General features: G+C 46.8%; 15 protein-coding genes and 1 pseudogene. 14 read left to right on the forward strand and 2 right to left on the reverse strand.

All coding sequences use genetic code 11. From position 1 onward, the window contains the following. Positions 1-222 precede the first annotated feature (222 nt). Complete coding sequence (locus tag DEALDRAFT_RS12435; protein WP_008518011.1) at positions 223-723, reverse strand: hypothetical protein; 501 nt, start codon at positions 721-723, stop codon at positions 223-225. A gap of 134 nt (positions 724-857) precedes the next feature. Between DEALDRAFT_RS12435 and DEALDRAFT_RS12440 the strand changes: the two genes are divergently transcribed. The 14 genes and pseudogenes from DEALDRAFT_RS12440 to DEALDRAFT_RS12505 all read left to right on the forward strand — a co-directional run bounded on the left by DEALDRAFT_RS12440 (position 858) and on the right by DEALDRAFT_RS12505 (position 11,382). Next, positions 858-1,124: a hypothetical protein gene (locus DEALDRAFT_RS12440; RefSeq protein ID WP_008518013.1), complete on the forward strand. Its 267-nt coding sequence runs from the start codon at positions 858-860 to the stop codon at positions 1,122-1,124. A 147-nt stretch (positions 1,125-1,271) separates the two neighbouring features. After that, positions 1,272-1,745 (forward strand): FMN-binding protein, encoded by a 474-nt coding sequence (locus tag DEALDRAFT_RS12445; RefSeq protein WP_008518015.1) that lies wholly within the window; start codon positions 1,272-1,274, stop codon positions 1,743-1,745. Between the two features lie 193 nt (positions 1,746-1,938). Further along, positions 1,939-2,355: a MarR family winged helix-turn-helix transcriptional regulator gene (locus tag DEALDRAFT_RS12450; RefSeq protein WP_008518017.1), complete on the forward strand. Its 417-nt coding sequence runs from the start codon at positions 1,939-1,941 to the stop codon at positions 2,353-2,355. A 35-nt stretch (positions 2,356-2,390) separates the two neighbouring features. Next, complete coding sequence (locus DEALDRAFT_RS12455) at positions 2,391-2,762, forward strand: helix-turn-helix domain-containing protein (RefSeq protein ID WP_008518019.1); 372 nt, start codon at positions 2,391-2,393, stop codon at positions 2,760-2,762. An 11-nt stretch (positions 2,763-2,773) separates the two neighbouring features. Next, entirely contained in the window at positions 2,774-3,103 is a 330-nt protein-coding gene (locus DEALDRAFT_RS12460) for a carboxymuconolactone decarboxylase family protein (protein WP_008518021.1), read from the forward strand. 135 nt (positions 3,104-3,238) lie between these two features. Then, complete coding sequence (locus tag DEALDRAFT_RS12465; RefSeq protein ID WP_008518024.1) at positions 3,239-4,645, forward strand: sensor histidine kinase; 1,407 nt, start codon at positions 3,239-3,241, stop codon at positions 4,643-4,645. Beyond that, the gene (locus DEALDRAFT_RS12470; RefSeq protein WP_008518026.1) at positions 4,629-5,267 is read left to right on the forward strand and encodes a response regulator; all 639 of its coding nucleotides are present in this window, start codon (positions 4,629-4,631) and stop codon (positions 5,265-5,267) included. Before DEALDRAFT_RS12465 ends, DEALDRAFT_RS12470 begins: the two co-directional genes overlap by 17 nt. Positions 5,268-5,423: 156 nt before the next feature. Further along, positions 5,424-6,677, forward strand: coding sequence for an FMN-binding protein (locus DEALDRAFT_RS12475; protein WP_008518027.1), 1,254 nt, complete (start codon positions 5,424-5,426; stop codon positions 6,675-6,677). Positions 6,678-6,806: 129 nt separating this feature from the next. Beyond that, the gene (locus DEALDRAFT_RS12480) at positions 6,807-7,106 is read left to right on the forward strand and encodes a hypothetical protein (RefSeq protein WP_008518029.1); all 300 of its coding nucleotides are present in this window, start codon (positions 6,807-6,809) and stop codon (positions 7,104-7,106) included. Positions 7,107-7,200: 94 nt separating this feature from the next. Continuing rightward, positions 7,201-8,220 carry an ABC transporter substrate-binding protein gene (locus DEALDRAFT_RS12485; protein ID WP_008518032.1) on the forward strand — a complete coding sequence of 340 codons (1,020 nt, stop codon included), beginning with the start codon at positions 7,201-7,203 and terminating at the stop codon, positions 8,218-8,220. A gap of 74 nt (positions 8,221-8,294) precedes the next feature. Beyond that, positions 8,295-8,786, forward strand: coding sequence for a YajQ family cyclic di-GMP-binding protein (locus tag DEALDRAFT_RS12490; RefSeq protein WP_008518034.1), 492 nt, complete (start codon positions 8,295-8,297; stop codon positions 8,784-8,786). Positions 8,787-8,896: 110 nt separating this feature from the next. Beyond that, positions 8,897-9,103: a YwbE family protein gene (locus DEALDRAFT_RS12495; RefSeq protein ID WP_008518037.1), complete on the forward strand. Its 207-nt coding sequence runs from the start codon at positions 8,897-8,899 to the stop codon at positions 9,101-9,103. 119 nt (positions 9,104-9,222) lie between these two features. Beyond that, positions 9,223-9,522, forward strand: a pseudogene (locus DEALDRAFT_RS12500) (arsenate reductase family protein); the annotation flags it as partial. Positions 9,523-9,684: 162 nt separating this feature from the next. After that, positions 9,685-11,382, forward strand: a complete 1,698-nt coding sequence (locus tag DEALDRAFT_RS12505; RefSeq protein ID WP_008518041.1) for an acyl-CoA dehydrogenase — start codon at positions 9,685-9,687, stop codon at positions 11,380-11,382. A gap of 42 nt (positions 11,383-11,424) precedes the next feature. Here DEALDRAFT_RS12505 and DEALDRAFT_RS12510 read toward each other — a convergent pair whose 3' ends face one another. Then, positions 11,425-12,471, reverse strand: a complete 1,047-nt coding sequence (locus DEALDRAFT_RS12510) for an ammonia-forming cytochrome c nitrite reductase subunit c552 (RefSeq protein ID WP_008518043.1) — start codon at positions 12,469-12,471, stop codon at positions 11,425-11,427. Positions 12,472-12,711 lie beyond the last annotated feature (240 nt).

Raw genomic sequence — 12,711 nt, forward strand, 5'->3', positions numbered from 1 at the left:
TTTTTCTCGGGGGGAGAGAGGCCAAAATTTTTCTCACATTAACACGTTTTCCCCAACCGCGGGGGGGCCCCCAAAAATTGGGGGTAAACAAAAAAAAGCGGGGTTGGGGGCAAAAAACCGGCCCCCCCAAATTTAAAAAAAAGGGGTTCCCCGGTTTTTTTTTCAAAAAAACCCCTTTAAAAAGCGGGGGAGGGGGGGGAAATTTTTTTGTCCCGTTTTCTGTTAAGGGAGGAAAAGATTCCTCCCTCCCCCCCCCGTTAAGCAAGTTTTTTTCCCGCTGTTTGTCCCGGGATGGGTTCCCCACTTAATTTGTAAAGGCCCTGGGCGGGTACAGTTTTCCTTTTTTCTCGGGCCCCCTGAAAAGTAGTTGTCGGCCCACAAACCGGTTCGAAAAAAGGGCTCCCAGTTATATTCCTTCCCGTCCAGGCCAAAGAGAAGTGTGGCATCTTCGTTGTTTACCCGGAAGACATCCACCATAAAATCCCGCCGGGAATCGGGCAAATCCGGGACCAGAATGCTTACGAACAAATTAAACTCCTCTTGCCCGTCAATTAAAAATTTAGCCGGTTCTCCCTGAAGTGTCCCGTAGAAAGCCTGGGACACTTCAGGTTTTTTTATGGTCACCGTATCTTCTGTGACCAGTCTGGGTTGGTGCGCCTCCGCCGGTTTGGCGGGAATGGCAAGCAGGCAGGTCAGTATCAGGAGTGTAAGAGCCAATTTCATTTCTACACCTCTTTATTTAAAAAAATATTGAAGTCCTGCCAGGACAGTATTAGAATGGAAAATAACTTCATCTTTCATCATCCCCAAAAAGTTGATAAGCATGAAATGCGCTCTGGACAGGAGAGGAGAACAAAATGGACCGTTTTTTGATGGTAGTATTAATTTTGGGAGCATGTTTTGCAGTTGTGACCTGGCTGCTGCACCGGTTTGTGCCTCGCAGGGCCATCAAATACCTTCCCGCCGGGTTGGCAGTAATTATTGCGGTATATAATATCATTTTAGCCCGCATTTCATCGGGAGGCTTTGATGCTCTGGCCAGAGGCATCTTGGCGGTACTGCTTTTTTTCGGGGCATGCTTTGGCTTGGTAACGGCAATAGTACTGGATATCAGGAACCGGTAGCGGGGAAGACAGATCGATTTGATGCTAATAAGCTTGCTTTCAATAGAAGGCAGGCTTTTTTGATTTCAGACTTGCTGCAACAAACAAGGTTATAGATTAATAAAATAAATCAAGTTGGAGAATATATTGGCAAAGGAGGAGATATTAATGCTGAAAAACGTAGTGGTAGTATCATTTGTCATGCTTTTGTTAGTAGGGCTGGCAGGTTGCCCGGCCCAGGATAATCAAAACGGCAATGGAGCAACAGCCCCGGAAGAGAACACCGTGTTAAATTATGACGACGGTACTTATCGGGGGGTATTCATCGACAGGGACGAGGTGCAGGTGAATGTACAATTTGCGCTTACAGGCAATACTGTGGATGAAATTAGTTTCCGGCATCTGGCCTATGGCGGAACAGATTACCGTACTTCCGAAGATGAAACAATCCAGGCCATCTACCAACAATATGTAGAAGCTGCGGAGCATCTAATAGGAAATGATATCAGAGAAACTTTGCCCGATTTGTATACGCCGGATTTTGTAGAGGACGTAGACGGTTTTTCGGGGGCCACAATCAGGGCCAATAAGATTATTTCCGCTGTCCGGGATGCACTAAACCGCGGAGTTTATAGTGAGTAACACCAGGCAGGCCGCTTATCCGGCCTGCTTTTCTAATACTGAGAAAATTATAACGCTTCCCAGATAGCGACGCTGCTAATATGAGCAGTACAGCAAAAGCGCGCCCTTCTTGTGTTGCCTGTTAGAAGTATTTCTGTTAAAATATAATCAGTATACTGATTATATGTATACTGATAAAGGGGGCGGGTAATTAATGTTTAACATAGACAGCAGCATTAATTTTTTGCTGGCCAAATGCCATCAGAAAGCTTTTGCTCTTTTTAAGGAAAATCTGGAGCCGTACCATCTAACACCGCCGCAGTTTGCCACGCTGGCTTTTCTCTGGAAAAAAGACTGCATAAACCAAATCCAGTTGGGCGAGTTAATGGGTGTGGACCGGACAACCATCAGCGGTATTTTGGATAGGCTTGAACGGGGTGGATTGGTGGAGCGCGGTGCCGACCCTATGGACCGGCGTTCCTGTATGTTATCTCTGACGGAAAGAGGGAGAAGTTTGCAAGATGAATTGGCCCCCATTGCTGCAGATATTAATCAGTCATTGGCCAAAAACCTTTCACAGGATGAGGTAGAGTTGCTGGTGGAGATGCTAAAAAAAATCAGGTTCAGTTGAGTCAAAATTAATAACAATACTGGGAGGTTTGCAAAATGGAATGCGTAAAGTGCAATGATCCAATCCCCAAAGGTGAAGAATGTAATTATTTGGGTAAGGTGGTTTGTGAGGATTGTTATATCATGTCCGTCTCACCGCCCAAGACTTGTGATGTGTCTGCCGTGCATGCGGCCAAGAAGCACCGGGAAGCCATGGGACACACAGGAACAGAGGGTTTAACCGACCTGCAAAAAGACATTGTCAATTTTATCAAAGAGCAAGGTCAGGTCACTAAACCGCAAATTGCTGAAAAGTTTGCGCTGAAGCAAAGCGATTTGGAGAGGCAGTTTGCGGTACTGCGCCATTGTGAAGTGCTTAAAGCAAAAAAAGACGGCGACAAAATTTATATTGTCCCGTTTGATGCATAGGGGGCAGGGATATGACTCTAAATACCCTGAAAAAGCTGGAAGAGAACCAGAAAAAAATAGCCGGGGTTCTGCCGGAGGCCATGGCCAACTTTAAGGCATTTCATGATGCGGCTCTAAAAGATGGTGTGCTACCTGCCAGAGAGAAAATCCTCATTGGCCTGGCAATTGCAGTGTCCAAGCAGTGCAGCTATTGTATTGTTAAATATGTCAATACCGCCATGGAGGCCGGTATCAGCCTGGAGGAGATGATTGAAGCCTGTGGGGTTGTTATCCTGATGAACGGCGGCCCGGGCGCAGCCTATACAAGTTTGGTCCTTGAAGCATATGAAGATCTCAGCTAGGAAATAAAGGCCGGTTTTCCGGCCTTTTTTTACCGGGAAATTTGGGCCAGCGGTGAAGAGTTTCAGCAAATTACGAGGAATTCGGCAGTATGTGTGGTATAATCGGGTTTATAACTAAAAAATCAGGAGAAAGTTATGCCTAAAGAATATTTTTTTCTGTATCTTATTTACGGTAGTGCATTTATCAATATGGGTATTTTTGCGCTACAAAAAAAAGATGTGGAAGTCAGTAACCTGGCTTTGGTAAGATCACTGAAGTACCTGGGCTTTTTCGGCATCACCCATGGAATTTCGGAATGGGTTACAATGCTGGTGATTGCCGATTTATATCCCCAGCAGTATGTGCTTTTCTTTATCCTCAAACAGCTGCTTAAGGCGGTTTCATTTGCCTGTTTGCTGCGTTTTGGCGTTAGTTTGCTCCCCGTTCCCGATAAATACAGAAAGCCTGTCAAATTGATTCCTATGGTTGTTTTTATCTTCTGGTTGACTTTCTTCATGCTGCTCATGCTGCGCCATGGCTGGGATTACCATCTAATAGATCCCCGTTATAATATAGTTTGGCTTCGCTACTTCATGGGTTTTCCGGGAGGGTTGGTTTCAGGTATAGCTCTGTACCTTAATGCCGGGTGGATGGAAGAGCGCAAGCTGGGCCACATTGCAAAAAAATACAAAAGTCTTGCCTATATCTTTTTTGTATACAGTGTTCTTGACGGCGCCATCGTAAGGGAGATGGCTTTTTTTCCCGCCAGTATCATTAACGATACTTTGTTTTTAAGCATCTTCGGCTTTCCTATTCAGATTGCCAAAGCTGCTGTTGGCATAGGTATCAATATATTGCTGATCCGTTTGGTGCAAACCTTTGGCTGGGAACAAAAAGAAAAGCTGCATCAGCTGCAGAAAAAAAAGATTGCTTATGAAGAGCGAAGGAAGCTGGGGATGGAAATACATGATGGTATTATCCAGGGTTTGTATGCTGCCGGGCTAAAAGCAGAGTATCTAAACCGCAACAAGCCTGAGGGTAAGCAGGGTGAAATATTACAAGATATTAAGCGGGACTTAAACAACACCATTGATAAAACCCGGGAGTTTTTGGCTGCCTCGTCTCTGGAAGTTATTGAAGTGGAAGATTTAATAGATAGCCTGCAGCAGTTGGCGGACCGCTTCAAGATGTCCAGCAGCCTGAATATAGACCTGCAATGCAGGGTTCCCCTCCTTACCCTGGGACAACTGTCTCCGGAAAAAACCACTCAAATCTACTATATTGTCCAGGAAGCGCTCAGCAATGTAATAAAACATGCCCAAGCAACCAGTGCCGAAGTGGTGCTGGAGGCCAAATATGACTATTTGCTGGTTCAGGTTGTGGATGATGGCATCGGCATTGAAAATGACAAGGGAAATGATGCCGGGCATATGGGTCTGGAAGCAATGGAGCATAGGGCAAAAAAAGCAGAGGGAACGCTAAAGGTTGAGAATACAAAAAAGGGGACTATGATGGAGCTGCAAGTTCCCTGGGAGGTATCCGCAGATGAAAAAGAACATTAAAGTAATGTTGGTGGATGATCACAGTGTGGTACGGCAGGGTCTCAGGCTTTTGTTGGAGCTTGATGACACCATGGAAGTGTGTGGAGAAGCGGAAACGTTAACCGGTGCGGTTGCTGTATGTGCAGAAGTAGCTCCCGATGTAATTCTCTTAGACTTTAAATTGCCGGACGGAGACGGTATTATTGGTTGTGGAAACCTTAAAAGACAGTTCCCGCAGGTAAAAATTATTATCTTAACGGCTTATGCAGACGACCATCTGGTAACGGAAACCATTAAAGCCGGTGCGGATGGTTATTTGTTAAAAAATGTGGAAAGTGAAGAATTAATTAACACAATTCAAGCTGTGCATAAGGGGCAATCTGTGCTGGATCCCAGTGTCACAGAGATTCTTTTCGATAATATAAAGAGTCAACAGCCAAAAAAGGAGCACAATTTAACGCCCAAAGAAGTGCAAATCCTGGACATGATCAGTGTGGGCAAAGCCAACAAAGAAATTGCCGAGATTATGAAGATTTCCGACAAGACTGTTCGGAACTATGTCAGTAATATTTTACAAAAGCTTAATGTATCTAACAGGACTGAGGCCGCCAGTTATTGGATGAGAAATTCAGATCTGGAGTAGGGACATATGACCCGGGCAGTAGGACATATGTCAGAATACTAATCCGCCGTACCCCGTGCTATGCTAAATTTGTCACAAAAAGACTGAATTCTGCAATTTCATGTTTCCCGATAGAGAATTATGCGGAATTCAGGAAACTATTAAGGGGGTACAGCAATGAGATTCAAAAAGTTTTGGCTGCTGGCATTGGTATTTTTGCTGGCAGGGTCTCTCCTTCTTGCTGGTTGCGGTGAACCCGCAAACAACAATGACAACAACAATGAGGTCAACGGAGAAGAGCCCGGTGATGATGTAGTACTTAACCGCTACAGAGGAATTTTTGAAGACGGTGGCGTTCAGCAGGTAGCTGTCCAGTTCCACCTGGATGAAGACGGCACTATTTATGACATGAGTTTCCGTCACCTGGAGTATGGTGGTACGGACTATCGTGAACTGGAAGAGGATCATGCTTTGTATGCAGTGGTTCAACAGCACGAGCAAATCATCGAGTACTTAGAAGGAAAGAATATCGATGAGATTGATGCTCTGCACAATCCGGGAGATTTTGTGGAAGATGTGGACGGCATGAGTGGCGCCACAGTGCGTGCCAACAAAGTATACTCTGCCATGAGAGATGCACTGAACAGAGGTATTTACAGCCCCGGCAACGGCGTTGCCGACCTGGAAGGCGACTTTGAAGACGGCCGCTACAGAGGCGTGTTTGGTGACCGTGGCGACCAGCAAATCGCAGTTCAGTTCCACCTGAACGGCAACATTATTGAAGATATGAGCTTCCGTCATCTTTATCATGGTGGAAACGACTACCGTGAAATGGAAGAGGGAGATGCACTGTATCCAATCGTGGAGCAGCATGAGCAGATCATCGAATATCTGGAGGGCCAGGATATCCGCACAGTCCTTGCAGACCTGCACAATCCCGGCGACTTCATCGAAGATGTTGATGGTTTCAGCGGAGCTACCGTAAGAGCCAATAAAGTATACTCCGCCATGATGGACGGGCTGGCCAGAGGCCTGTATGCACCTGGTAACGGAGTTGCCGATGTGGAAGGCGACTTTGAAGACGGCCGCTACAGAGGCACATTTGGTGACCGCGGCGACATTCAGGTTGGGGTTCAGTTCCATCTCAATGACAACGTAATTGAAGATATGAGCTTCCGTTATTTATACTACGGTGGCACTGACTTCAGAGAACTGGAAGAAGATCACGCTTTTTATGGTGTGGCAGAGCAGCATGAGCAGATCATCGAGTATCTGGAAGGCCAGGATATCCGGACTGCATTGGCAGATCTGCACTATCCCGGTGACTTCATTGAGGATGTGGATAACTGGAGCGGCGCTTCAGTTAGAGCAAATAAGGTTTACTCTGCTATGAGAAGTGCGCTGGCCAGAGGGGTATACCAGTACCGCTAACAGCTAACAGTAAAAGGGCCTCCTTCAGACGAAGGGGCCCTTTTATAATGAACCAAATGGCAGCGCAGATTGCCCCACAATCTGTTTTATGGTATGGTAAACAAAAGTGGAACTTGTGGAGGTGATTAATTGAGCTGGGTCAAATTAAAGAGCTCTTTTGCCACTGAGGAGAAGGCGCAAAAAGCTGCAGGAATTGTGGTGACCACCGAAGGGCGCCTGGCCAGTGAACCTGGCGGCCCGCAGTATGATGTGGAAACCCGCATCGAGCAGGGTGAAGACGGTTGGCATGTGTACTGGCGCAAAGTGTTTACAGGTTATGATTCCGGCTGCGGAGGTGGTGGCTGCGGCTCCTGTGGGGACAGCGAGGCAGAGCCCCAGCAAAAGGCCAAAATAATTCCGTTTCCGGTAAAACACAATAATGAAAATTAAGAAGCCGGCCGGGACAGCCGGCTTCCATGCATTAGGACGCATACCATGCTGAGTTAATGGGACTGGAGGAGAACAACTTAGCCGGGAGGTTTTTATGTTGGGTAGTAGCAGTAACCGTTTATATCTATTAGTAAGCTTAGTTGTGCTTTTGATGGTGTTTTTTATAGCCGGTTGTGTCCCGGATTCGGCGCAGGAAGCTAAGGAAAGCATAACTTTTGCAGAAGGAGACTGGGACAGTATCCGGGTGCATAATGCCATTGCGCGCATGATACTGGAAGAGGGATACGGGTATCAGACTGATGCCAGGTCGAACTCGGAGCAGTTGTCTTTGCTTGGGTTGTCAAATGGTGATGTGGATGTATACATGGAAATATGGACAGGCAATGTTTTTGACGAATATAATCAGCTGGTGGCTGATGGCGATATAGTACAGGTTTCTGTAAACTATGATGACAACAGGCAGGGCTTGTATGTGCCCACTTTTGTAATTGAAGGTGATGAAGAAAGAGGAATTGAGCCATTGGCTCCTAACCTACGCTCTATTCATGATTTGCCTGATTACTGGGCTCTGTTTGCCGACCCTGATGATCCGGCTAAAGGAAGAATCTACGGTTCTGTTCCCGGCTGGTTTGCCGAGGATGTAATGCAAACAAAAATGGAGAGCTACGGGTTGTCGGATACGTACAACTATTTCCAGCCCAGCTCCGGAACTGCACTGGCCACTGCCCTTATTTCCGCCATTGAGCGGGGGGAGCCCTGGGTCGGCTACTACTGGGAACCCACCTGGGTTGCCGGTAAGTATGACCTTACTCTTTTGGAGGACAAGCCTTACAATGAGCAAGCCTGGAGTGATGGGTTCCGGACAGAGTTTCCATCGCAGCGTATAACCATTGCTGTGCAGAAAGATTTGCCGCAAGAAGCGCCGGATGCTGTGGAGTTTTTTAGTCACTACTCCACCAGTAGTGAACTAACCAGTGAAGCTCTGGCCTACATGGAGGAAAATGATGCGACAGAAAAGGAAGCAGCCATCTGGTTTTTAAATGAGTTTGAAGAAATATGGACCGGCTGGGTGCCGGCAGAGGTTGCAGACTCAGTTAAAGATGCAATTAATTAGAAACTGGTAGCAGAGTTTGTAAAATGGCAAAAAAGGGTTATAATTAAGGGTAAAGGTTACAGGGAGGGATAAATATGGCAAAAGACGAGTCTTTTGATGTTGTGTCCAAGGTTAGTTTGCAGGAAGTGGATAATGCTATCAACCAGGCAAATAAAGAGATTCAGCAGCGCTATGATTTCCGGGGAAGTAATGCGGAAATAAGCCTGGAGGACGGTAATCTGAAAGTGGTGGCCGAAGATGATTTTCGCCTGAAAAGTGTGGTTGATATTCTGCAGTCCAAGCTGATTCGGCGTAAAGTGCCCATCAAAAACCTGGATTACGGTAAGGTGGAAGAGGCCAGCGGCGGTACAGTCCGCCAGATAATCGGACTGAAGCAGGGCATTGAAACTGATACGGCCAAGAAGATTGTCAAAGATATTAAGGGTTTAAAAATGAAGGTGCAGGCGCAGATTATGGATGACCAGGTCCGCGTTTCCGGTAAAAGCAGAAACGACCTGCAGGCCGTAATTGCTTTTCTCAAAGACCAGGACTACGGCCTGGAACTGCAGTTTGCCAACTACCGCTAAAATGGGACAAGGGGACAGGTCAACTGTCCCACTTTGCTGCAACAAATAGTTGAGAGTCAGGTGCTTCAGTGTCTTAATTTAGCTAACACAACTGAGAAAGTGGCGATGAAATGGAAAACAAACAGCGTAGCAAGATTCAGCCCGGTGCCGCTGTGGAGGTGGTGCAAAAGCAGCATCAGGCAACGGGTACGTTAACCAAAGGTACAGTTAAAGATATTCTGACAAAATCACAAACCCATCCTCACGGCATCAAAGTCCGCCTGACCAGCGGCGTGGTGGGGCGGGTTAAAAATATTCTCGCAGAAGATGAAGCCTAAATGCAATTTTTGCTTAAGGAGATTTAACCCGGCTCGGGCTATACTTAAGTAAAGAAAAGCTAGGAGTGATAAGAATGTTGGAATTTTATTGTTTCCCGGCCTGAAGGACCTGCCAAAAAGCGAAAGCGTGGCTTTCGGAAAAAGATGTGGAATTTACGTACCGCAATATCCTGAAAGAACCTCCTACTGCCCAAGAGTTGGAGGAGTTGGCTAAGCGTGCCGGGTTACAGGTAAATGAATTAATTAACCCTAAAAGCAAAGCTTTTAAGGATGTGGGCAAGGATGCAGAAGCCGTATCTCCACAAGAGGCAAAAGAGCTGATTTCGGCCAATCCCAGGATAATGTACCGGCCGTTACTAACCGATGGTAAACGCCTGACCATGGGCTTTAAGCCTGAGGAGATGGAAGCGCTTCTGTAGCAGGTATGCAATATTTTGCACAGGAATGCAAAAAAAGGTCCGTCCCTTTTTTGTGAGACTTTTGGGAACTGTTCCCAAAAGTCTCATTTTTTTGTTGCAAAATATTGTTGCAGAGCATAAAATTTACGTAGGTAAAATAATCTTAACGGGAGGTGTTTGACTTTGATTCTTTTAAATCCCAAACAACACAACAGGGAATATGCCGATGAACGTTCACGCCAGATTATGCTGAAGACCATTGAATTTTTTGAGAATAAGGGAAAGCGTCAGTTAAAAAAGGATGACCGGGAGCGGGTGTGGTATGAAGATTTGCTGGAATTTATCAAGGAAAATGAGATTTTTGCCACGCTTTTGACACCGCCTGCCTATGGCGGGGAAGACTGCCGCTGGGATACCTGGCGCAATTGTGAGTTTAATGAGATTCTGGCCTTTTACGGGTTACATTACTGGTATACCTGGCAGGTGTCTATTCTGGGATTGGGACCCATTTGGATGAGTGACAATGAGCAGGCAAAGGCCAGAGCAGGAGAGCTTTTGAAAAAGGGTGAAGTGTTTGCTTTTGGTCTGTCTGAGCGGGACCATGGTGCGGATATTTATTCCACGGAAATGTCTCTCACTCCGCAAGACGACGGGACGTATCTGGCCAACGGGGAGAAATATTATATCGGTAACGGCAATGTGGCGGAAATGGTGTCTACTTTCGGCAAAATGAGTGATACCGGCGATTATGTGTTTTTTGTGGCCAATTATAAGAATAAAAACTATGAACTGGTTAAGAACGTGGTCAATGCCCAGTCGTATGTGGCAGATTTTAAGCTGAACGATTATGTGGTAAGAGAGGAAGATATTTTATCCCGGGGCCAGGATGCCTGGGATGACGCACTGAACACGGTTAATGTGGGAAAGTATAATTTAGGATGGGCCTCGGTGGGCATTTGTACCCATGCTTTCTATGAAGCATTGAATCATGCGGCAAACCGCCGGCTGTACGGGATGTATGTCACCGATTTTCCCCACGTAAAGCAGATGTTTGTGGATGCCTATACCCGCCTGGTGGCCATGAAGCTGTTTGCTTTGCGCACCGCCGACTATATGCGGGCCGCCTCACCGCAGGACAGGCGCTACCTGCTTTATAACCCAACGGTGAAGATGAAGGTAACCACCCAGGGCGAAGAGGTCATAAATCTGTTATGGGATGTGATTGCCGCCAAGGGGTTTGAGCGGGATACATATTTTGAGATGGCCGCCAGAGACATTCGCGCCATGCCCAAACTTGAAGGAACGGTTCATGTCAATATCGCCCTGATTGTCAAGTTTATGCGCAATTACTTCTTTAACCCACAGGAATATCCGGATCTTGCCCGGCAGGATCAGCCTAAGCACGATGAATTTTTGTTTAATCAGGGCCCGGCCAGCGGCTTGAGTAAGATCCGGTTCCATGATTACAAAGCGGCTTATGAGAGCCGTGATGTGGCAAATGTGCGTCTTTTCAGAGAACAGATTGCTATATTTAAAGAGATGCTGATGGCCGCCACCCCCGATGATAAACAAAGCCGCGATACAGATTTTCTTCTGGCGCTGGGTGAGATCTTTACTCTGGTGGTTTACGGCCAGCTCATTTTGGAAAATGCCAACATCTATGAGCTGCAAGATGAGCTGGTGGATCAGATTTTTGATTTCATGGTGCGGGATTTTGCTAAATTTGCGCTGCAGCTTTACGGCAAGCCGGCAACCAACCAGAAGCAGATGGATTATTTGCTGCAGATGATCCACAAACCCAAAACAGATGAGAGCAGATATCATCAGGTCTGGCAAAACCATGTTTATGCTCTAAAAGATGTCTATGAAATGAATCCATAACAAAAAAAATCCTGACCCGTGTGGGCCAGGATATTTTTTGTTTTACATTTCTTCGCCAGTCAGTCTGTAGTAAGAGTTTTCGATCAAAGACTTGGCGTAGGCCGGGTTGTGAATACCCATGCTGCCTTCATAGTTGATTTCATACCAGGTGTAGGCTGCTACGAAAGCTGCCAGGTCAACGTCTTCAACACCCAGGGGCTCACCGTCGGTTTCAAAGACCAGCTGGCCTCTGGCGGAGGACAGGCCTGTAGCACCTGTTGCTTCAAAGATTGCTTCTTGCAGGGTATCCATCATGCCCTGAATCTCATCAAGATAGCCGTTGTAGTTGTAATCTTCCAGGCCGCTGTGGCAGCTGCCGCAGGTCTGGTCGATGTATGCTAGATCCATGGTGAAGTTATGTGCTTTGTAGCCGTCAGCTGTTTCGGGCATATGACAGGCCACGCAGCTGTCGGCCAGGTTGGCGTGTGCGCCGGTGGAGGCATAATCCATGTCGGGATATTCCATGCCGCCCATGCCGGTAAATACTGCGGCGGGGCCGTAGTGCGGATAGGTAAAGCCTGTTGCTTCACCTGCTTCGTATTCGGCAAAAGCTGCCGGAGTGTCTCTTCTGCCGCTGTGGCAGAACATGCAGGCCGCGCCTGTGCCGGCGTTGTCAACGGTGCCGTAGGGCAGCTCTACTGTGCCGCTTTCCATGTAATCCAGGCCTGCGCCGGCATGGCAAGCTTCACAGGTAAGGCCGGTGATATGTTCGGGGAACATGTCCATATCTTCATCGGCTCCGCCCGGGTTCCACTGGTCAGCGAAGTTGATTCCGTTTTTGTTGGCAAAGCCAAAGCCGTCATGACAGGATGCGCAGACAGCGCCGGGCCTGTCGGCAACTCCGGCCATGGCAAACTGCTTACCCGATTCTCTCCACTCTGCGGTGATGGCGTTGGTTGCTTCCAGCAATCCTTCCACTGCAGCGCCGTTGCCATTGCCGTTTACGTCACCATTGTTGTTGTCGTTGTTATTGCCGTTTTCGCCACAGCCTATAACGGCTACTGACAGGGCAAAGGCCAGAATGACTACCAATAACCAATGCTTTTTCATTTTTTGTCTTACCCCCTAATTCATAGAAGTTACTAATACCAGCCACAATTTACTTATCGGACAAACCTCCCTTGCTGCAATGTTCATATGTCCTGGCTGTCGGGGTACATATGTCATTAGATGCGAATTTCGACACATATTTGTAAAACCCCTTCTTGATTTCGACAAAAACTTGCTACATTGTTTAAAAATAAATCGTTAGTCCTATTATAAAAATCGGAAAATTCCTGACTTTTTCGT

It is taken from the genome of Dethiobacter alkaliphilus AHT 1 (assembly GCF_000174415.1).
In the GTDB taxonomy this organism is placed as follows: Bacteria; Bacillota; Dethiobacteria; order Dethiobacterales; family Dethiobacteraceae; genus Dethiobacter; species Dethiobacter alkaliphilus.

What these genes read in the sequence shown, in the direction of transcription:
- DEALDRAFT_RS12440 (WP_008518013.1), top strand. Translation starts at nt 858, where the DNA reads ATGGACCGTTTTTTGATGGTAGTATTAATTTTGGGAGCATGTTTTGCA.
- DEALDRAFT_RS12470 (WP_008518026.1), top strand. Translation starts at nt 4,629, where the DNA reads ATGAAAAAGAACATTAAAGTAATGTTGGTGGATGATCACAGTGTGGTA.
- DEALDRAFT_RS12485 (WP_008518032.1), top strand. Translation starts at nt 7,201, where the DNA reads ATGTTGGGTAGTAGCAGTAACCGTTTATATCTATTAGTAAGCTTAGTT.
- DEALDRAFT_RS12435 (WP_008518011.1), bottom strand. Translation starts at nt 723, where the DNA reads ATGAAATTGGCTCTTACACTCCTGATACTGACCTGCCTGCTTGCCATT.
- DEALDRAFT_RS12475 (WP_008518027.1), top strand. Translation starts at nt 5,424, where the DNA reads ATGAGATTCAAAAAGTTTTGGCTGCTGGCATTGGTATTTTTGCTGGCA.
- DEALDRAFT_RS12450 (WP_008518017.1), top strand. Translation starts at nt 1,939, where the DNA reads ATGTTTAACATAGACAGCAGCATTAATTTTTTGCTGGCCAAATGCCAT.
- DEALDRAFT_RS12510 (WP_008518043.1), bottom strand. Translation starts at nt 12,471, where the DNA reads ATGAAAAAGCATTGGTTATTGGTAGTCATTCTGGCCTTTGCCCTGTCA.
- DEALDRAFT_RS12460 (WP_008518021.1), top strand. Translation starts at nt 2,774, where the DNA reads ATGACTCTAAATACCCTGAAAAAGCTGGAAGAGAACCAGAAAAAAATA.
- DEALDRAFT_RS12465 (WP_008518024.1), top strand. Translation starts at nt 3,239, where the DNA reads ATGCCTAAAGAATATTTTTTTCTGTATCTTATTTACGGTAGTGCATTT.
- DEALDRAFT_RS12445 (WP_008518015.1), top strand. Translation starts at nt 1,272, where the DNA reads ATGCTGAAAAACGTAGTGGTAGTATCATTTGTCATGCTTTTGTTAGTA.
- DEALDRAFT_RS12490 (WP_008518034.1), top strand. Translation starts at nt 8,295, where the DNA reads ATGGCAAAAGACGAGTCTTTTGATGTTGTGTCCAAGGTTAGTTTGCAG.
- DEALDRAFT_RS12455 (WP_008518019.1), top strand. Translation starts at nt 2,391, where the DNA reads ATGGAATGCGTAAAGTGCAATGATCCAATCCCCAAAGGTGAAGAATGT.
- DEALDRAFT_RS12495 (WP_008518037.1), top strand. Translation starts at nt 8,897, where the DNA reads ATGGAAAACAAACAGCGTAGCAAGATTCAGCCCGGTGCCGCTGTGGAG.